Raw genomic sequence first — 19,607 nt, forward strand, 5'->3', positions numbered from 1 at the left:
TTCCGGCGCCTCGTCTGATAAAGGGCTCGTCCGGTGCGACTCAAAGGGGGGTTCTCTTCGCCTGTTGCCTCGTTCTGCTGCTACAAATCAATCGAACACAGATGGCCTGTCGCCAAAAAGATGCCGAAAATCGGCCATTGGTGAGAGGTTCAACCGATTGTTTTCGGCCACTCCCACGCGGGAGCCGCCGGAACCGACCCCGAGGACTCAGTCAGTGAGACCCTTCCCGACGCGGGCTCGCGTCGCCGGACCGCCGTCCCGCAGGGCGCCGGCACTCACCCTGACGACCGCTCTGGTCGCCACCCTGATCGGCGCGGTGCCCGCCGTCGCGGCCGCAGCGCCCACCGCCCCCAAGGCCGAGAGGTCCAAGGCGGCATCGCCCACCGAGGCGGAGCTCACGGCCAAGGCGACCGCCGAGGCCAAGCGCACCGGCAAGCGCGTCGAGATCACCTCGCAGCGCTCGGAGAGCGAGGAGGTCTGGGCCAACCCGGACGGGACCTTCAACTCCGAGCAGTCGCTGGTGCCGACGCGCGTCTACCGCGACGGCAAGCTGGTACCGGTGGACACCGGCCTGCAGAAGCTGAAGGACGGCCGGATCGCCCCCAAGGCGACCCGCAGCGAGCTCACCTTCTCCGGCGGCGGCAACGCCCCGCTGGTCACCATGCGCAAGGACGGCCGCGACGTCACCCTGACCTGGCCGAGGCCGCTCCCCGCGCCGACGCTGGACGGCAACAGCGCCACGTACGCCGAAGTCCTGGGGGGCGTGGACCTGCGGGTCACCGCGGACGCCACCGGCTTCTCGCACCAGCTGGTCGTCAAGACCCGCGAGGCCGCGGCCAACCCGGCCCTCGCCTCCCTCGACTTCGGGCTCAAGGGCAACGGCGTCACCCTGCGCAAGGAGGCGAACGGCGAACTGCTGGCCGTCGACCCCGCGGGCAAGACGCTGTTCAGCGCCGCCAAGCCGCAGATGTGGGACTCGGGCGCCGACCGGCCCGCGGCCGCCGGGACTGCCGCGGCCCCCACGGCCCCGAAGGCCCCCGCGGCCAAGTCGCTCGCCGAATCCGCCGCGAAGACCACCGCGGGTGCCCAGGCCCCGGCGGCGGACGCCCCCGCGGCTCCGGCCAGCCCCGCGGCTCCCGCCGCCGGGGCTCCCGCCGTCGACGGCATCGACCTCGGCAGCAGGCAGGCCGACCTCGGCGTCGAGCTGAAGGGCGGCAAGCTCACCCTCACCACGGACCGCAAGCTGCTCACGGCCCCCGACACCGCGTTCCCGGTCGTCATCGACCCGGTCTGGCGGGACGACTGGAAGTCGTCCTGGGCGCTCGCCTACAAGCACAACGCGATCTCCGGGTCCGCCGACACGAACTACTGGAACGGCGGCACCCTCAGCAACGACGCCCGCGTCGGCTGCGCCAAGGACGCCGCCAAGGGCTACGCGGTGGTCTGCGCCAAGACCTTCTTCCAGATCGGCATGGGCGAGCTCCACGGCAAGCAGATCCTCGACGCCACCTTCCGCATCCAGCAGAAGTCGGCCGGGTCCTGGAGCTGCAATTCCGGTGACATCCAGATCTGGGACACGGGCACCATCACCAGGTCCACCACCTGGAACAACCAGCCCAACTGGCAGCGCCTGGTGGACGCCTCCGGCCAGTCCTACGGCGGCCGCAACTGCCCCGGCGACAGCGACACCATCGAGCTGAAGGTGACCTCCGCGGTCGCGGACGCGGCCCGCTGGAACTGGCCCGCCTGGACCATGGGCCTCAAGTCCGCCACGGACACGGTCGACGTCTCCTGGCGCAAGATGAACCCGGACAGCGCCCGCATCTCCACCCAGTTCAACACCCTGCCGAACCTGCCGTCCGACCGCTCGATGGACCCGTACGTGCCCTGCACCGGCGGCCAGATGGGTACGTCGGACGAGGTCGTGCTGCGCGCCCGCATCAGCGATGCCGAGGACAACGCCCTGAAGGCCGAGTTCCACTACTGGAACGCGGACAACTACGGCACTCTCAAGGCCACCAAGGTCGACGTCGCCAACGGCAACGTCGCCCTGCTGCGGATCCCCGCCTCCGAGCTCACCGGTGCCACCTACCGGTGGGACGTGAGGGGTCTCGACGCGGCGGGCGCCGGTCCCTGGGCCGGGCAGTGCGTGTTCAGCATCGACCACACCCGTCCCAGCAAGGCGCCGGGCGTCACCTCGGCGCAGTACCCCAGGGACAATCCGGACAACCCCACCTTCGCGCGTACCGAGGGCACCTTCACACTGAGTGCCAACGGGGTCCCCGACGTCACCCGGTACCAGTGGAACACGATCGGTGACCCGACCCCCCGTACGGTCAACACGGCCACTCCCGGCGGTCCGGCGGAGATCAAGTACACCCCGACCGCCGCCGGTCCCCAGTCCCTCTTCGTCTGGAGCCTCGACGCGGCGGGCAACCGGTCCGACGCGACGGCGTACCTCTTCTACGCCAAGCGCCCGCTCGAACGCGACAAGCACGGCGACGTCAACGGTGACGGCGCGACCGACATCTGGAGCATGGACCAGGGCGCCGGACGGCTGTGGATGGTCCCCGGCAAGGGCGCCGGCACGTTCGGCGAGCCCCGGCAGGTCAAGGAGAGCAACTTCGGCAACGCCGTGTCGCTGACCCAGTGGGGCAGCTGGAACGGCGGGGACTTCTACGAGGACCTCGTCGTCCTGAAGCCCTCGGACGCCGACCCCAACACGAACATGCTGTACGCCTACCTGGGCGCCGGCGACGGAGAGCTCCAGCCCGGTGACGCCACCCGGATGGAGCTGAAGACCCGGTACGCCGAAGACAACCACTGGGCCCAGGCCCAGCAGGCCGTGGCCATCGGCAGCGTGAACGACGACAACCTGGACGGCAGGATCGGCGAGGACGACCAGCCCGACCTGCTGGTCAAGGAGGGCGCCAACCTCTGGCTGTACTTCGGCACGGCGACCGGCAGTCTCACCCCGCGCAACCTCGACCCCATGCTGCTCGGCAACGCCGACTGGCAGGACATGACCCTGAGCGCCCCCGGTGACCTCAACGGCGACGGGCTGCCCGAGATCTGGGCCCGCTCCAAGACCACCGGCAAGATCCACCAGTACACGAGCCGGAAGACCACCGACGCCACGGCGAAGGCGGCCATCGACCTGACCGTGTACACGGACCCCGCCGCGCGCACCGGTTCCATCGGCACCGGTTTCGCCGGTACCGCCTGGCCGCACCTGACCAGCCTCGGCGACTTCGAGAACGACGGATTCCCCGACCTGTGGTCGCGTGACAACAACGGCGTGATCAACGAGTTCCCCGGCCGTCAGCCGGCCAACGGCTCCGCCTTTGGCCCCGCTCGCCAGATCGCCGTCAGCGGCACGCCCTGGAGCGAGTGCGAGAACGTCGCCTCGGCGGTCTCCACCACCGGCACCCACAAGCTGTGCGGTCCGATCCTGGCCAAGTTCCGTGCCAAGGGCGGCACCACACACTTCGGCAAACCCTCGGGCAACGTCACGGACACCGCCGACGGCGGCAAGTTCGTGCACCTGCGGACCAACGGGTCCACCAGCGACAACGCCTCGATCTACTGGCACCCGACCACCGGCGCCTGGCTGACCATGAACGGCATCCGCGAGAAGTGGATGAGCCTCGGCGCGGAGAAGAGCTTCCTGGGCTACCCCACCTCCGACGAGAACAACACCTTCGACCAGGTGGGCTGGTTCACCACCTTCACCGGTTCCGGCGGCAACGGTGCCATCTACTGGGCGCCCGAAATCGGCTCCTGGTCCGTCCATGGCACCGTCTACAAGAAGTACCTGGCGACCGGCGGCCCCGGCGGCTGGCTCGGCTACCCGACCACCGACGAGACCAAGCACCCCGACGGCATCGGCCGGTACAACCACTTCCGCCAGCGCGGCCAGACCTCCGACACCGCCTCCATCTACTGGACCTCGACCACCGGCAAGGCCTGGTCCGTACGCGGCAGCATCCGTGCCAAGTGGCTTTCGCTCGGTGCCGAGAAGAGCTTCCTGGGCTACCCGCAGTCGGACGAGTACGACGTCTACGGCGGCCCCCGCGAGGACTTCTCGGGCGGCTACATCCGTCACAACCACACCACGGGCGTCAGCGTCGAGCACAAGGCGACCGACCGCACCGCCGACCAGCGCACCGACCTGGCGGGCGACTTCAACGGCGACGGCCTGTCGGACATGGCCACCGTCTACGACTTCGGCAGCGATGTCATGGCGCTCTACACCCTGCCGGGCAAGGCCGACGGCGGAGTCGGCGCCCCGGTCCTCGGCTTCAACACCGGCCGCGGCAACTGGAACAACTCCCACGCGCAGTGGGCCGCCGGTGACTTCAACGGCGACGGCCGCGACGACCTGGCCGCGCTGTACGGCTACAGCGACGGCTCCAACGGCCTGTTCACCTTCCTCGGCAACGCCGACGGAACGTTCAACTCCATCGGGCGCAGCGCCTACGTCGGCCCCGGCAACTGGAGTGCCTCGTCGGCCAAGATCTTCGCCGGTGACTTCAACGGTGACGGCCGCGACGACGTGGGCATGATGTACGACCACGGCAGCTGCAACACGGGCACGCACACCTTCCTCTCGAAGGCGGACGGCACGTTCAACGCCTCCTTCGGCAGCTGGAAGTCCGGCAACGGCAACTGGTGCTGGAACGAGTCCAAGCACGTCACCGGTGACTTCAACGGGGACGGCCGCGACGACATGCTCGCCCTGTACGGCCACGGCAACGGATCCGTCGAGATGTACACGCTGCTCGGCAAGGCCGACGGCGGCTTCGCGGCGCCCGTGCGCTCCTGGAACCGCGCCGCGGGCATGTGGGACTACAGCAGGAGCAAGCTCACCTCGGGCGACTACAACGGCGACGGCCGGGCCGACGCCGCCATCGTGTACCGGTTCGACAACGGCCGCACGGCCGTGTACACCCTGACCGGGAAGCCCGACGGCGGGGTCAACGAGGAAATCCAGAGCTGGAGCAGCCCGGAGCAGTCCTGGTACCTGGAGAACACCGGGATGCCGGTGTCCGGCGACATCAACAAGGACGGTCGCGACGACATCGCGATCATGTACAACTACTACGCCGGAGGCAGCGCGGCCTTCACCTTCAAGGGCCGCACCGACCGCACCGACGGTGGGTTCGAACCCCCGCTGAAGAGCTGGGAGGCATCGCCCGGCACCTGGTAGCCGCCGGGCCCCGCACATGACGTCGGCCCCCAGGACCCGAACGGGTCCTGGGGGCCGATTGCGTTGTGCGGGCCGCGGACGTCAGTCCTTGATCTCGCAGATCGTGGCGCCCGACGTGAGGGAGGCGCCGACCTCGGCCGTGAGGCCGACGACGGTGCCGGAGCGGTGCGCGTTGAGCGGCTGCTCCATCTTCATGGCCTCGAGTACGACGATCAGCTCGCCCTCGGTGACCTGCTGGCCCTCCTCGACCGCGACCTTGACGATCGTGCCCTGCATCGGGGAGGCGAGGGTGTCACCGGAGGCGGCCGGGCCGGACTTCTTGGCCGCGCGCCGCTTCGGCTTGGCGCCGCCCGCCGCCGCCGTACGGGCCAGGGTCATGCCCAGGGACGACGGGAGCGAGACCTCCAGGCGCTTGCCGCCGACCTCGACGACCACCGTCTCGCGGCCCGGCTCGTCCTCGGTGTCCTCCGCGGCCGGAGCCGCGAACGCCGGGATCTCGTTGACGAACTCGGTCTCGATCCAGCGGGTGTGGACCGTGAAGGGTCCCTCCGCGGGCGCGAAGGCCGGGTCGGCGACGACGGCGCGGTGGAACGGGATGGCCGTGGCCATGCCCTCGATCTCGAACTCGGCCAGCGCGCGGGCGGCACGCTGGAGCGCCTGCTCGCGGGTGGCGCCGGTGACGACCAGCTTGGCCAGCAGGGAGTCCCAGGCCGGGCCGATGACCGAGCCGGACTCGACGCCCGCGTCGAGGCGGACACCCGGACCCGACGGGGCGGCGAACTTCGTCACCGTGCCGGGGGCCGGGAGGAAGCCGCGGCCCGGGTCCTCGCCGTTGATGCGGAACTCGAAGGAGTGGCCGCGCAGGACCGGGTCCCCGTAACCGAGCTCCTCGCCGTCGGCGATGCGGAACATCTCGCGCACCAGGTCGATGCCGGCCACCTCTTCGGTGACCGGGTGCTCGACCTGGAGGCGGGTGTTGACCTCGAGGAAGGAGATGAGGCCGTCGGCGGCGACGAGGAACTCGACGGTGCCCGCGCCGACGTAGCCGGCCTCCTTCAGGATCGCCTTCGACGCCGCGTACAGCTCGGCGTTCTGCGCCTCGCTCAGGAACGGGGCGGGGGCTTCCTCGACCAGCTTCTGGTGGCGGCGCTGGAGCGAGCAGTCACGGGTGGAGACGACGACCACGTTGCCGTGGCTGTCGGCGAGGCACTGGGTCTCGACGTGGCGCGGCTTGTCGAGGTAGCGCTCGACGAAGCACTCGCCGCGGCCGAAGGCGGCGACGGCCTCACGGACGGCGGAGTCGTAGAGCTCCGGCACCTCTTCGAGGGTGCGGGCGACCTTGAGGCCGCGGCCGCCGCCGCCGAAGGCCGCCTTGATGGCGATCGGCAGGCCGTGCTCCTTGGCGAAGGCCACGACCTCCTCGGCCCCGGAGACCGGGTCCGGCGTACCGGCGACCAGCGGCGCACCGGCGCGCTGGGCGATGTGCCGGGCGGCGACCTTGTCACCCAGGTCACGGATGGCCTGCGGCGGCGGTCCGATCCAGGTCAGGCCCGCGTCGATGACGGCCTGCGCGAAGTCGGCGTTCTCGGACAGGAATCCGTATCCGGGATGGATGGCGTCCGCACCGGAATCGGCTGCGGCCTGGAGGACCTTGGAGATGTCCAGGTAGCTGGCGGCCGGGGTGTCACCGCCCAACGCGAAAGCTTCGTCGGCCGCGCGGACGTGCAGAGCGTCCCGGTCCGGATCGGCGTAGACGGCTACGCTCGCGATCCCGGCGTCCCGGCAGGCCCGAGCAACGCGGACAGCGATTTCGCCACGGTTGGCGATGAGCACCTTGCGCACGATGGCTCCCTCCTTGAAACAAGCTGAGTTTAGGGACACTCCACACGGCCTTTCGACCCTTCCCCGGTGGTGACCTTGCCCACACAGAGTGTGATCCGAGGCCCTCACTACCGGGGAACCCTTATGGCGCCCCAAGTCAGGGGGATCCCCGACTGCACAGTAACCCCGTCATGTAGCCAAGGTCTCTGTCTTGCCGGTCAGCCGCCCCGGGTGATTCTTTGTCGAGTCCCTACGAACGGCCCACGTTTTCCTTGCATGATCGCCATGCCGGGGTCCTCACGTAACGAAGCGGTCCGGACCCCTTGTCCGCACGTTTACCCGTTAGTAGCCTCCAGGCGTCGAACAGGCTTGTGACGCGTGGGGGGTGGGGGCGCGATGCTGCGCAGACTCGTGGCCGGACTGGCCGCGATCGTACTTGTCGCGGAAGCGGCCGTGCTCGTGCTCGTCCACATCGTGCTGGGCGAGACCACCGCGAACCAGTCGATGTCGATCGCGGGCAGCGACCCGGATGTCATGTCCAAGGCAACCTACGGCCTCGGGGCGGGCATGGGCGCCTTCCTCCTGCTGTGCGCCGTGCTCGTCGCCGTCACGGCCGTCCGCGACCGGGCGCCCGGATCCTTCGCCCGCGTCGTCCTCGTCACCGCGGCCGTCACCCACGGGGTGCTCGGCATCCTCGCCGTCGTCCTGGTCGGCTGGGGCGCCTTCGCGGTGACGACGCTGATCCTGTGCCTCCTCGTCCTGACCCTGACGCTCTACGCCGTCCCGGGCGGACCCGTCCCGGGCGAGTCCGCCTCCGGGGCGGGATCCGGGGCGGGATCCGGGACCGCGTCCGGGCCGGGGGGCGGGGTGCAGGACACCCCGCCGCCGTTCGGGGAACTCAAGCCCACAAATCCGTGATGGATACACCCAGTTCGCCCAGCAGGGAGCGCAGCAGCGGCAGCGACAGCCCGATCACGTTGCCGGGGTCCCCGTCGATGCCCTCGATGAACGGCGCCGACAGCCCGTCCAGCGTGAACGCCCCCGCCACGTGCAGCGGCTCGCCGCTCGCCACGTACGCCGCTACCTCGGCGTCCGTCGGCTCGCCGAACCGGACCGTCGTGGACGCCGTCGCCGAGACCTGACGGCCGGTCGCCGTGTCGATCACGCAGTGGCCCGTGCGCAGGATTCCGGACCGCCCGCGCATCGCCTTCCAGCGCGCGGTGGCCTCCTCGGCGTCGGCCGGCTTGCCCAGTGCCTCGCCGTCCAGCTCCAGCACGGAGTCACAGCCGATCACCAGCGCGCCCGCGGCCCCGTCCAGGGTCGCCACGACCGCCGCCTTCGCCTCGGCCAGCGCCAGCGCCAGCTCGGCCGGCTCGTCGTGGTCCAGCGCGTCCTCGTCGAAGCCGCTGACGATGACGTGCGGGGCGAGCCCGGCCTGCCGCAGCAGGTTCAGCCGGGCGGGGGAAGCGGAGGCGAGGACGAGCGGGCGCGGTTCGACAGTCATGGTGGCCATCGTAGGGGCGCTGCGGGGCACCCCTAAGTCCCGTCGTCAAAGCAGCGCGGGCCAGGCGCCGCTGTGACGGCAGGGCCTAGAAGTGGTCGGCCAGGTGGTCGACGCCGAGCACGTAGACCACGACGAGCATGGCGAGGGCCAGGACCACGGTCAGCCGCCGGACCATCGCCTGCGCGTCGCGCATGTCCTTCGGCGGCTCGTTCTTGGGATCGGACCAGAGCATGCTCCGATCCTGACCCCGGGACGGGCACGGCGCCTGAGTACCCGTACTCAGGCGCCGCCGCCCGTTCACACCATCTTCGGCACGATCGCGCCCTGGCCGGGGCAGTACGCGCCCTAGCCGGGCCAGTACGTACGGCCCCACGCCCGCGGCCCCGGCTGCGGCAGCCGGTGCCGTGCCACCCGGGCGGGCGCCGCCCACTCGTCCGCCACCGGCGGCGCGCCCGACGGCGCCGATGCCAGCACCGCCGCGCGCGCTTGGACCACCGCCAGTGCGGCGGCCAGCTCCTCCGGGGTCGGGTTTCCCTTGACGACCTTGATCACCACAGGACTGACCTCCTAGAGGGGGATGTTGCCGTGCTTCTTCGGCGGCAGGGACTCCCGCTTGGTGCGGAGCTGGCGCAGCCCCTTCACCACGTGTGCCCGCGTCTCCGACGGCATGGTCACCGCGTCGATGTAACCGCGCTCGGCGGCCGTGTACGGGTTCAGCAGCGCGTCCTCGTACTCGGTGATCAGCCGCGCCCGGGTCTCGTCCACCTCCTCCGCGGAGGCTTCCGCGATCGTGCGCCGGTGCAGGATGTTGACCGCGCCCTGGGCGCCCATGACGGCGATCTGCGCCGTCGGCCAGGCCAGGTTGAGGTCCGCGCCGAGGTGCTTGGAGCCCATGACGTCGTACGCGCCGCCGAAGGCCTTGCGGGTGATGACGGTGATCAGGGGGACGGTGGCCTCGGCGTACGCGTAGATCAGCTTCGCGCCGCGCCGGATGATTCCGTTGTACTCCTGGTCGGTGCCCGGCAGGAAGCCCGGTACGTCCACGAACGTCAGCACCGGGATGTTGAAGGCGTCGCACGTACGGACGAACCGCGCCGCCTTCTCGGAGGCGTCGATGTCCAGGCAGCCGGCGAACTGCATCGGCTGGTTGGCGACGACGCCCACCGGGTGGCCCTCGACCCGGCCGAAGCCGGTGAGGATGTTCGGCGCGAAGAGCGACTGCGTCTCCAGGAACTCCGCGTCGTCGAGCACGTGCTCGATCACGGTGTGCATGTCGTACGGCTGGTTCGCGCTGTCCGGGATCAGTGCGTCGAGCTCGCGGTCCGCGTCGGAGACCTCGGTGTCCGCCTCCTCCGGGAAGGCCGGCGGCTCGGAGAGGTTGTTCGACGGCAGGTACGCGAGCAGCGACTTCACGTACTCGATGGCGTCCTTCTCGTCGCCCGCCATGTGGTGCGCGACGCCGGACGTGCTGTTGTGCGTCCGGGCCCCGCCCAGCTCCTCGAAGCCCACGTCCTCGCCGGTGACCGTCTTGATGACGTCCGGGCCGGTGATGAACATGTGCGAGGTCTGGTCCACCATGACCGTGAAGTCGGTGATGGCGGGGGAGTAGACGGCGCCGCCCGCGCAGGGCCCCACGACGAGGCTGATCTGCGGGATGACCCCGGAGGCGTGGACGTTGCGGCGGAAGATCTCCCCGTACATGCCCAGCGCGCTGACGCCCTCCTGGATGCGGGCGCCGCCGGAGTCGTTGATGCCGATGACCGGGCAGCCGGTCTTCAGGGCGAAGTCCATGACCTTGATGATCTTCTGGCCGTAGACCTCGCCGAGGGCACCGCCGAAGACGGTGAAGTCCTGCGAGAACACCGCCACCGGGCGGCCGTCCACCGTGCCGTAGCCGGTGACGACGCCGTCGCCGTACGGGCGGGTCTTCTCCAGCCCGAAGCTGGTGGAACGGTGCCGGGCGAACTCGTCCAGCTCGACGAAGGAACCTTCGTCGAGCAGCAGGGCAACCCGCTCACGCGCCGTCAGCTTGCCCTTGGCGTGCTGCTTCTCCACGGCACGCGAGGATCCGGCGTGGGTGGCTTCGTCGATGCGGCGCTGCAGATCCGCGATCTTGCCCGCGGTGGTGTGCATGTCGATCGGCTCTGACGGTTGTGACATCGGGGTCGCGGCTCCCTGCGTGGTGTCAACGGCCTGGTCAATTGGATGACTACTGCTGGCTACTGGTGCGTAGCGTATCGGCGGGCATGGCGCTCGGCAGTGCGGCGTTTGACACACCTGCATTGGCTTGCCTGGCCTCGCCGCCTTCCCTAGGGGGACGGCCCCCGGCGGGTGAGGCGCTCCCGGTCCCTGCGTCCGGGATTCGGGTTCGCGACCTCCTCACCGCTGGAGAGGGTGACCGGGGCCGTCAGCCCGACGTCGATGCCGATGGCGCTCGCGGTGGCGGGCATGGCCTCGGGGTGTCCTCGCTCCTCGCACCGGAGCGAGACGAACCAACGGCGGGCCTGAGTCCCGGGACACCGTGACGGTGCAGGGCTCGATGCCGTCCGGAAGCGGGCGTGACCGGACGATGGCGAGAGGAGCGACCACCTTGGCCGGCGCGAGCTGCCCGTCCCGGTAGGAGAACGCAGATCGGGCTCGGGCGGACAGGGCCAGGTTGTAGACCTTCCGTACGCAACCGAAGGTCCGCGACAGTTCCGCTGCTTGAGCGTCGTCGGGGTGGAAACGGAACTTGAATGCCCGCTTTACCGGAGAATTCCCCACAGGCCGGAGGCTAGGGTCGGTCACGATCCGAACACAATCCCGGGTCGAAGGATCACGTGCGGTAACGCAAAGGAACTCGAAAATGCCATCAGATGCATCAGCTGGAGCTTCCGCCGGTCGCTGGTCGAGCCTGGACCGGCCGCCCCTGAACGCCGCGGCCCTGCAGCGGGCCCTCGTCACCGGGGAAGGGCTGTGGACCTCCCTGGAGGTCGTCGACGCCACCGGGTCGACCAATTCCGATCTCGCGGCCCGGGCGGCGCAGCTGCCCGAGGGGGCCGTGCTCGTCGCCGAAGAGCAGACCGCCGGGCGCGGGCGGCTCGACCGCAGCTGGGTCGCGCCGGCCCGGTCCGGGCTGTTCTTCTCCGTCCTGCTCAAGCCGGGCGACGCCGTCCCCCAGGAGCGGTGGGGGTGGCTGACCCTGCTGGCCGGGGTGGCCACCGCCGGCGGGCTCTCGCGGGCGGCGGGCGTGGACACCGCCCTCAAATGGCCCAACGACCTGCTGGTCACCGTGGACGGCGAGGAGCGCAAGACCGGCGGGATCCTCGCCGAGCGGGTCGCCGACGGCGTGGTCATCGGGATCGGGCTCAACGTCAGCCTCACCGAGGACGAGCTGCCGGTGCCGGCCGCCGGGTCCCTGGCGCTGGCCAAGGCGGCCGTGACCGACCGGGACCCGCTGCTGAGGGCCGTCCTGCGCTCCCTGGAGCAGTGGTACGGGAACTGGCGCGCGGCCGGCGGCGACCCTGCCTCCAGCGGCCTCCAGGAGACCTACGCGGCGGGCTGCGCGACGCTGGGCCGTCACGTCCGCGCGGAGCTGCCCGGGGGCCGCACGCTCACCGGAACGGCCGAAGCGGTCGACACCGACGGCCGCCTGGTGATCCGGACGGCCGAGGGACAGCACGAAGCGGTGGGGGCCGGGGACGTCGTCCACCTGAGGTCGGTCCACTGAGGGCCGCCGGACCCGGACGGAGCGAGCCGCAAAACGGGCAGGGGGAGTGAGCTACGGCACACCTGCCGTATGGTTTAGGCGATCCCGGTACTCGTGGTGATCACCCGGTTCGGCAGGGCAGTGCGCACGGAAATGGACAGGAGGCGGCCCTTGACCGTCGACGACTCTGCGTCCAGCGCGTCCGCCCCCGGGCCTTCTGGTCCCGGCACCCCGATCGGGCGCGACCAGCACACCCCGCTGCACGAGGTGGACCACACCGCCCAGCCGACGGCGGACCCCCTCGCGATCAGGCTCGAACAGCTGATCCTGGGTGCCGAGCGCCGGTACACCCCCTTCCAGGCCGCGCGCAGCGCCGGCGTCTCGATGGAGCTCGCCTCCCGCTTCTGGCGGGCGATGGGCTTCGCGGACATCGGCCAGGCCAAGGCCCTGACGGAGGCGGACGTACTGGCGCTGCGCCGGCTCGCCGGTCTGGTGGAGGCCGGGCTGCTGTCCGAGCCGATGGCGGTGCAGGTGGCGCGGTCCACCGGGCAGACCACGGCGCGCCTCGCGGAGTGGCAGATCGACTCGTTCCTCGAGGGGCTGACGGAGCCGCCGGAGCCGGGCATGACCCGTACGGAGGTCACCTACCCCCTCGTCGAGCTGCTGCTGCCCGAGCTGGAGGAGTTCCTCGTCTACGTGTGGCGCCGCCAGCTGGCGGCCGCCACCGGGCGTGTCGTGCAGGTGGCGGACGACGAGGAGATGGTCGACCGGCGGCTCGCGGTGGGCTTCGCCGACCTGGTGGGGTTCACCCGTCTGACGCGGCGGCTGGAGGAGGAGGAGCTCGGCGAGCTGGTCGAGTCCTTCGAGACGACGTCGGCGGACCTGGTGGCGGCGCACGGCGGCCGGCTGATCAAGACGCTCGGCGACGAGGTGCTGTACTGCGCCGACGACGCGGCCACGGCGGCGGAGATCGCGCTGCGGCTCATCGAGACGATGGAAGCCGATCCGCAGATGCCGGAGCTGCGGGTCGGGATCGCCTTCGGCACGGTGACGACCCGGATGGGCGATGTCTTCGGGACCACGGTGAACCTGGCGAGCCGGCTGACGTCGATAGCCCCCAAGGACGCGGTGCTGGTGGACGGGGCGATGGCCGAGGAGCTGGGCCGGACCGGCGCCGCGCCGGTGTCGGAGAAGGAGGCCGAGTCGGAGGAGGGCGGCGGCGTGTACCGCTTCGCGCTCCAGCCGATGTGGCAGCGTCCGGTGCGCGGGCTGGGTGTCGTGGAGCCCTGGTCGCTGACCAGGCGGAAGCCTAAGATCCCCGGGTAACGTTCGTTAACCGGGAGGGTCCTGTGGCTGTGCAGTCTGAGTTCGTGGCGGTACGTCGGCACGATGGCGGGGTCGCGGAGCTGGTCCTGGACCGCCCCAAGGCGATGAACGCGGTGTCCACGGAGATGGCCCGCGCCATCGGGGCGGCCTGCGCCGAGCTCGCCGCGGACGCGTCCGTACGGGTGGTCGTGCTCTCCTCCGCCGCGGAGCGGGCCTTCTGCGTGGGGGCTGACCTCAAGGAGCGCAACTCCCTGTCGGACGCCGAGCTGGTGCGGCAGCGGCCGACCACGCGCGGGGCGTACGGGGGCGTACTGGAGCTGCCGATGCCGACGATCGCCGCCGTGCACGGCTTCGCGCTGGGCGGCGGATTCGAGCTGGCCCTGGCCTGCGATGTGATCGTGGCCGACGAGACGGCGGTGGTCGGCCTGCCCGAGGTGTCGGTGGGCGTGATCCCGGGCGGCGGGGGCACGCAGCTGCTGCCGCGCCGGGTCGGAGCGGCGCGGGCCGCCGAGCTGATCTTCACGGCGCGCCGGGTGGAGGCGGCCGAGGCGCTGTCGCTGAACCTGGTGGACTCGGTGGTTCCGGCGGGCACGGACACGGCCGAGGCCCTCGCCCTGGCCGGGCGGATGGCCGCGAACTCCCCCGTCGGGCTGCGCGCCGCCAAGCGGGCGCTGCGGCTGGGGCACGGGATGGACCTGGCGGCCGGTCTGGAGATCGAGGACGCGGCCTGGCGGACGGTGGCCTTCTCGGGTGACCGGGCCGAGGGTGTGGCGGCGTTCAACGAGAAGCGCAAGCCGAACTGGCCCGGGCGCTAGGGGGTGTCCGGCGGGGCCGCCGCGCCGCCGTCACCGCTGGTGATCTTGCTACCGAAAGCCGCGCCGACTATCACTGAATTGGGCAAAACTACCTAACCTGGGGTGATGGGAGTCGACGGGCGGCTGCGGGCCGTGGTGAGCCTCGCGCAGGCGATGGCCGCGGCGTGCGTGCCGCGGGACAGTGTGCGGGCGGCCGCGCGGGGGGCGCGGGTGGCCCTGGACGGCTCCTTCGCCGCGATCTCCGCGTGGGAGCGCGAGCGGGGGCGCCTGCGGGTGCTCGTGAACGAGGGGGAGCGGCGCAGCGGGGAGGAGGAGTTCCCCGAGGACGAGTCCTATCCCGTCCACGACTTCCCCGAGATCACCGAGTTCCTGCACGAGCGCTGGGCGGGTGGCGGCGGCCCGCACGCCTGGGTCGAGAGCGCGGTCGGCGACCGGCCGGGCCGCCGCGGCGAGGCCCTGCGCCGGCGCGGGCGCGGGACCTGCGTGGTCGCGCCCATCGTGCTCAGCGGGCGGGCCTGGGGTGAGCTGTACGTGGCCCGGGACGAGGGGCTGCCCGACTTCGACGAGGACGACGCCGAGTTCGCGACCGTGCTCGCCGCCGTGGTCGCCGCCGGCCTCGCGCAGAACGAGCGGCTGGCCGAGGCCCGGCGCCTGGCCTTCACCGACCCGCTGACCGGCCTCGCCAACCGGCGGGCGGTCGACATGCGGCTCGACGAGGCCCTGGAGGAGCACCGGCGGACGGGGGCCGTGGTCAGCCTCGTGGTCTGCGACCTGAACGGGCTGAAGAAGGTCAACGACACCCTGGGCCACGCCATGGGCGACCGGCTGCTGGAGCGGTTCGGGTCGGTGCTCAGCCTGTGCGGGGCCATGCTGCCCGGCGCACTGGTGGCGCGCCTCGGCGGCGACGAGTTCTGCCTGGTCGGGCTGGGTCCCACGGCGGACGAGGTGGTGCGGGTCACCGAGGAGCTGTGCGCCCGGGCCGCCGAGCTGGAACTGGGCGAGGGCGTGGCCTGCGGGGTGGCCTCCACCGGGGACCCGATCGGGCTGGTCAAGTCCTCCCGTCGGCTGTTCCGCCTCGCCGACGCCGCCCAGTACAAGGCGAAGGCCGCCCGTTCGGCCAAGCCGGTGGTGGCGGGCCGGGACACCGCGGTGGTCCGCCTCGCCGACGCGGCCGCCCAGGAGGCTCCGGGGGAGCGGCGCCGCTTCCGCGGGCGTCAATGACGGCCCCCGGCCCGTCGCCCGGCCGGGGCTCTCGGTAAGGGGTGCTCGTACTGCGCGATCGTGACAATTTTGCCTAGTGACATACAGCGATTCAATCCGTAGGGTGCTGAATATGGATATGCACACTGTCGTGGTGGGGACGTCCGGGACCACCGCCGAGGACGTCATCGCCGTCGCCCGCGGCAACGCGCGGGTCGAGCTGTCCGGCGAGGCCCTCGACGCACTCGCCCGCTCCCGGGAGATCGTCGACGCGCTCGCCGCCAAGCCCGAGCCCGTCTACGGGGTGTCCACCGGATTCGGCGCCCTCGCCTCCCGGCACATCAGCCCCGAGCTGCGCGCCCAGCTCCAGCGCAACATCGTCCGCTCGCACGCCGCGGGCATGGGCCCGCGCGTCGAGCGCGAGGTCGTCCGCGCGCTGATGTTCCTCCGGCTCAAGACCGTCGCCTCCGGGCACACCGGCGTACGGCCCTCCGTCGCCCAGACCATGGTCGACGTGCTCAACGCCGGGATCACCCCCGTCGTCCACGAGTACGGCTCCCTCGGCTGCTCCGGCGACCTCGCACCGCTCTCCCACTGCGCGCTCGCGCTCATGGGCGAGGGTGACGCCGAGGGCCCGGACGGCACCGTCCGCCCCGCCGGCGAACTGCTCGCCGAAGCCGGCATCGAGCCCGTCGAGCTCCGCGAGAAGGAGGGCCTCGCCCTCCTCAACGGCACCGACGGCATGCTCGGCATGCTCGTCATGGCCCTCGCCGACCTCGGCAAGCTCTACACCGCCGCCGACATCACCGCCGCGCTGACGCTGGAGGCGCTGCTCGGTACGGAGAAGGTGCTCCAGCCCGAGCTGCACGCCATCCGCCCGCACCCCGGCCAGGGCGCCTCCGCCGCGAACATGGCCGCCGTGCTGAAGGGCTCCGGGCTCGTCCGCCACTACCAGGAGGAGACCGCCCCCCGCGTGCAGGACGCCTACTCCGTGCGCTGCGCCCCGCAGGTCGCCGGCGCGGGCCGCGACACCATGGCGCACGCCGCCCTGGTGGCCTCGCGCGAGCTCGCCGCCGCCGTGGACAACCCGGTGGTCCTGCCCGACGGGCGCGTCGAGTCCAACGGCAACTTCCACGGGGCCCCGGTCGCGTACGTCCTGGACTTCCTGGCCATCGCGGCCGCCGACCTCGGCTCCATCGCCGAGCGGCGCACCGACCGGCTGCTCGACAAGAACCGCTCGCACGGCCTGCCGCCGTTCCTCGCGGACGACGCCGGCGTGGACTCCGGGCTGATGATCGCCCAGTACACGCAGGCCGCCCTGGTCAGCGAGATGAAGCGGCTCGCGGTGCCGGCCTCCGCCGACTCCATCCCCTCCTCCGCGATGCAGGAGGACCACGTCTCGATGGGCTGGTCGGCCGCGCGCAAGCTCCGTACCGCCGTCGACAACCTGACCCGGATCATCGCCATCGAGCTGTACGCGGCGACCCGCGCCATCGAGCTGCGCCACGGGCTCACCCCGGCCCCGGCCAGCCGGGCCGCGATCACCGCCGCCCGGGCAGCGGGCGTGCAGGGTCCCGGGCCGGATCGTTTCCTCGCTCCCGACCTGGCCGCCGCCGACGAGTTCATCCGTACGGGCGCCCTCGTCGACGCGGTCGAGGGCGTGACGGGACCGCTCGCCTGACACCGTCCGCACGCGCAGTGAACGGCGAAGGGCCGCCCCGCCACCGGGGGCGGCCCTTCGCCGTTCACGCGGTGCGGGAGCGGCGTACGGAGAAGGCCACGAAACCGGCCCCGACGCCGAGGCAGAGCGTGCCGCCCAGGAGGTAGGGGGAGGTGTCGACGGAGCCGGTGTCGGCGAGCGTGACGGCCGCGGGACGGGCGTCCGGCGGCGCGTCCGGCCCCGCCGCCGTCGAAGTGGTCGTCGAAGTGGCCGTCAGGTCCGTCGTCCGGGCCGTGTTCGCGGACGAGGGCGCGCCGGAACGGCCTGGTGCCTGCTCCGGTGCGGTGGCGTTGGCCGATGGTACGAACCAGAGGGCGGCGAGGAGGGTGGTCGCTCCGAGAGCGGTGAGCAGCGGTCGACGTGCGGACACGGTGCGATCCCCCTTGTGGCAGCAGCGAATTGGCCGTGTGCGGTGATGCTACGGAAAGGGGCGGGTCGTGGGAAAGTCAGGGGTTCCGCGGGCTTACTCTCCGTCGTATGAACTCTTCTGAGACATCACGATACGTACGACTTCGGGTGGATTTGGTACTTGAGGTGCCGGACCCGCAGGCACTGACCGGAGCCGCGCTCGCTCACATCGAGGCCGACGAGTTCATGCCGGACGAGGAGCGCGGCCACGCCGAGTCCGCCGTCCGGGAGGACGAATCGGAGGCCCTGGCCTACCTGGTCGACCCCACCGACCTGGTCCTGGAGATCCCCGGCGTGGAGCTCGCGCAGGCCTCCTGGAGCAGCGAGCCCGTCGAATACGACCCCGAGTCCATGGAGTGGGACATGGACCAGGAAGATGGGGACTTCGACGAAGAAACCGACAACGCCTGACCGTGTGGTGGCCCACATCCCAACGGAATGTGGAACCGATCCGCGTCGTTATCGCGTTGTCATGGCAGAGGCAGGGGGTGATTCCCCCTGCCCGGCCCACCCCGGGACGGCAGCCTCGGGGGTTCCGGCAACGATGGAGTGGCGTGTGAGGACGGACAGCAAGCGGCGGAGAAGGTCCCTGGTGGCCATATCCGCCGTGCTCGGCGGTGTACTGATGCTCTCGGCCTGCAATGACGGCGGCGAACCGAAGGGCAGCGGCGAGAGCAGCAAGTCCCAGGCGGATGTCGACGCGGCGGCGGCCAAGGACGCCTCCAAGGCCCGAATAACCATCACGCCGAAGGACGGCGCCACCAATGTCGGCCTCAACGACGCGACGAACGTCGCCGTCGCCGACGGCACCCTGACGCAGGTGGAGCTGAAGACCAGCGAGGGCGCGGCCGTGGCGGGCAAGATCGCCGCTGACGGCAAGAGCTGGAAGCCGGACGCCGCGCTGAAGCGCTCCACGAAGTACGCCCTGTCGGCGACCGCCAAGGACGCCGAGGGCCGGGAGGCGCACGAGAACGCCTCCTTCACCACCGTCTCCCCGGAGAACAGCTTCGTCGGCTCGTTCATCCCGGACGACGGCCAGACCGTCGGTGTGGGCATGCCGGTCTCGATCACCTTCAACAAGCCGATCAAGGACCAGAAGGCCGTCCAGGCGGCCATCTCCGTGACCTCCAGCAGCGGCCAGGAGGTCGTCGGCCACTGGTTCGGCGCGCAGCGGCTGGACTTCCGCCCGGAGCAGTACTGGCAGGCGAACTCCACCGTCACGCTGAAGCTGGCGCTGGAAGGCGTACAGGGCGCTCCCGGTGTGCAGGGCGTCCAGAACAAGACCGTCACCTTCAAGATCGGCCGCAGCCAGGTCTCCACGGTCGACACGAAGACGAAGAAGATGACGGTCACCCGGGACGGCGCGGTCCTCAAGACCATCCCGATCTCGGCGGGCTCCCCGGAGAACCCGACCTACAACGGCCAGATGGTGATCTCCGAGAAGTTCAAGGAGACCCGGATGGACGGCTCGACCGTCGGCTTCAAGAACGACGAGGGCAAGGGCGAGTACGACATCAAGGACGTCCCGCACGCCATGCGGCTGTCCACCTCCGGCACCTTCATCCACGGCAACTACTGGGGATCGGACTCGATCTTCGGCAGCGTCAACACCAGCCACGGCTGTGTCGGCCTGAACGACGCCAAGGGCGCGGGCGACCCGAACCAGCCGGCGGCCTGGTTCTTCGACAACTCGCTCATCGGCGACGTGGTCACCGTGGTGAACTCCCCGGACAAGACCATCAAGCCGGACAACGGCCTCAACGGCTGGAACATGGGCTGGTCGGAGTGGAAGGCCGGCGCGGCCTCCTGACGGAGCCCCTGACGGCACGGCGCATCCGGGCGGACGGCGGGAAACCCCACGGGTTGCCCCCCGACGCCCGTTTCAGGCCCCCCGCCCCCCCCCCCCCCCCCCCCCC

Annotated in this window: 15 protein-coding genes and 1 pseudogene; 9 read left to right on the top strand and 7 right to left on the bottom strand. The window is 71.1% G+C overall.

Translation table 11 applies throughout. From position 1 onward, the window contains the following. Window positions 1-214: 214 nt before the first annotated feature. Complete coding sequence (locus tag ACFCZ1_RS25660; RefSeq protein ID WP_376680607.1) at window positions 215-5,209, top strand: FG-GAP-like repeat-containing protein; 4,995 nt, start codon at window positions 215-217, stop codon at window positions 5,207-5,209. Between the two features lie 81 nt (window positions 5,210-5,290). On the opposite strand, the gene ACFCZ1_RS25665 is transcribed toward ACFCZ1_RS25660, so the two are convergent. Next, window positions 5,291-7,051: an acetyl/propionyl/methylcrotonyl-CoA carboxylase subunit alpha gene (locus ACFCZ1_RS25665; RefSeq protein ID WP_376680608.1), complete on the bottom strand. Its 1,761-nt coding sequence runs from the start codon at window positions 7,049-7,051 to the stop codon at window positions 5,291-5,293. 375 nt (window positions 7,052-7,426) lie between these two features. Here ACFCZ1_RS25665 and ACFCZ1_RS25670 point away from each other — a divergent pair, with 375 nt between their 5' ends. After that, a complete protein-coding gene (locus ACFCZ1_RS25670) occupies window positions 7,427-7,948 on the top strand; it encodes a hypothetical protein (protein WP_376680609.1) in 522 nt (173 codons plus the stop codon). Here ACFCZ1_RS25670 and ACFCZ1_RS25675 read toward each other — a convergent pair. The 5 genes and pseudogenes from ACFCZ1_RS25675 to ACFCZ1_RS25695 all read right to left on the bottom strand — a co-directional run. Continuing rightward, the gene (locus ACFCZ1_RS25675; RefSeq protein ID WP_376680610.1) at window positions 7,929-8,543 is read right to left on the bottom strand and encodes a nucleoside triphosphate pyrophosphatase; all 615 of its coding nucleotides are present in this window, start codon (window positions 8,541-8,543) and stop codon (window positions 7,929-7,931) included. The genes ACFCZ1_RS25670 and ACFCZ1_RS25675 overlap by 20 nt on opposite strands. A 76-nt stretch (window positions 8,544-8,619) precedes the next feature. Next, the gene (gene mmpB / locus ACFCZ1_RS25680; protein WP_328927313.1) at window positions 8,620-8,766 is read right to left on the bottom strand and encodes a morphogenic membrane protein MmpB; all 147 of its coding nucleotides are present in this window, start codon (window positions 8,764-8,766) and stop codon (window positions 8,620-8,622) included. A gap of 113 nt (window positions 8,767-8,879) precedes the next feature. Further along, the gene (locus ACFCZ1_RS25685) at window positions 8,880-9,089 is read right to left on the bottom strand and encodes an acyl-CoA carboxylase epsilon subunit (RefSeq protein ID WP_376680611.1); all 210 of its coding nucleotides are present in this window, start codon (window positions 9,087-9,089) and stop codon (window positions 8,880-8,882) included. Between the two features lie 12 nt (window positions 9,090-9,101). Further along, window positions 9,102-10,694 (bottom strand): acyl-CoA carboxylase subunit beta, encoded by a 1,593-nt coding sequence (locus tag ACFCZ1_RS25690; RefSeq protein WP_376680612.1) that lies wholly within the window; start codon window positions 10,692-10,694, stop codon window positions 9,102-9,104. Between the two features lie 167 nt (window positions 10,695-10,861). Further along, a pseudogene (locus ACFCZ1_RS25695) lies at window positions 10,862-11,297 on the bottom strand (helix-turn-helix domain-containing protein); the annotation flags it as partial. A gap of 82 nt (window positions 11,298-11,379) precedes the next feature. On the opposite strand from ACFCZ1_RS25695, the gene ACFCZ1_RS25700 reads away from it, so the two are divergent. From ACFCZ1_RS25700 to hutH, 5 genes are all read left to right on the top strand, one after another. Beyond that, window positions 11,380-12,243: a biotin--[acetyl-CoA-carboxylase] ligase gene (locus tag ACFCZ1_RS25700; RefSeq protein ID WP_376680613.1), complete on the top strand. Its 864-nt coding sequence runs from the start codon at window positions 11,380-11,382 to the stop codon at window positions 12,241-12,243. 150 nt (window positions 12,244-12,393) lie between these two features. After that, window positions 12,394-13,548 carry an adenylate/guanylate cyclase domain-containing protein gene (locus tag ACFCZ1_RS25705; protein WP_376680614.1) on the top strand — a complete coding sequence of 385 codons (1,155 nt, stop codon included), beginning with the start codon at window positions 12,394-12,396 and terminating at the stop codon, window positions 13,546-13,548. A gap of 23 nt (window positions 13,549-13,571) precedes the next feature. Beyond that, the gene (locus ACFCZ1_RS25710; RefSeq protein ID WP_376680615.1) at window positions 13,572-14,363 is read left to right on the top strand and encodes an enoyl-CoA hydratase/isomerase family protein; all 792 of its coding nucleotides are present in this window, start codon (window positions 13,572-13,574) and stop codon (window positions 14,361-14,363) included. A gap of 105 nt (window positions 14,364-14,468) precedes the next feature. Continuing rightward, the gene (locus tag ACFCZ1_RS25715) at window positions 14,469-15,584 is read left to right on the top strand and encodes a diguanylate cyclase domain-containing protein (RefSeq protein ID WP_376680616.1); all 1,116 of its coding nucleotides are present in this window, start codon (window positions 14,469-14,471) and stop codon (window positions 15,582-15,584) included. A gap of 118 nt (window positions 15,585-15,702) precedes the next feature. Beyond that, on the top strand, window positions 15,703-17,244 hold the full coding sequence (gene hutH, locus ACFCZ1_RS25720; RefSeq protein ID WP_376680627.1) for a histidine ammonia-lyase: 1,542 nt from the start codon (window positions 15,703-15,705) through the stop codon (window positions 17,242-17,244). A gap of 64 nt (window positions 17,245-17,308) precedes the next feature. Here hutH and ACFCZ1_RS25725 read toward each other — a convergent pair whose 3' ends face one another. Then, on the bottom strand, window positions 17,309-17,653 hold the full coding sequence (locus tag ACFCZ1_RS25725; protein ID WP_376680617.1) for a hypothetical protein: 345 nt from the start codon (window positions 17,651-17,653) through the stop codon (window positions 17,309-17,311). 146 nt (window positions 17,654-17,799) lie between these two features. On the opposite strand from ACFCZ1_RS25725, the gene ACFCZ1_RS25730 reads away from it, so the two are divergent. Further along, window positions 17,800-18,102 carry a hypothetical protein gene (locus ACFCZ1_RS25730; protein ID WP_376680618.1) on the top strand — a complete coding sequence of 101 codons (303 nt, stop codon included), beginning with the start codon at window positions 17,800-17,802 and terminating at the stop codon, window positions 18,100-18,102. Between the two features lie 133 nt (window positions 18,103-18,235). Beyond that, window positions 18,236-19,501, top strand: a complete 1,266-nt coding sequence (locus ACFCZ1_RS25735) for an Ig-like domain-containing protein (protein WP_376680619.1) — start codon at window positions 18,236-18,238, stop codon at window positions 19,499-19,501. The last annotated feature ends 106 nt before the right edge of the window (window positions 19,502-19,607 follow it).

The organism is Streptomyces sp. NPDC056224, assembly GCF_042267665.1.
Taxonomy (GTDB): domain Bacteria; phylum Actinomycetota; class Actinomycetes; order Streptomycetales; family Streptomycetaceae; genus Streptomyces.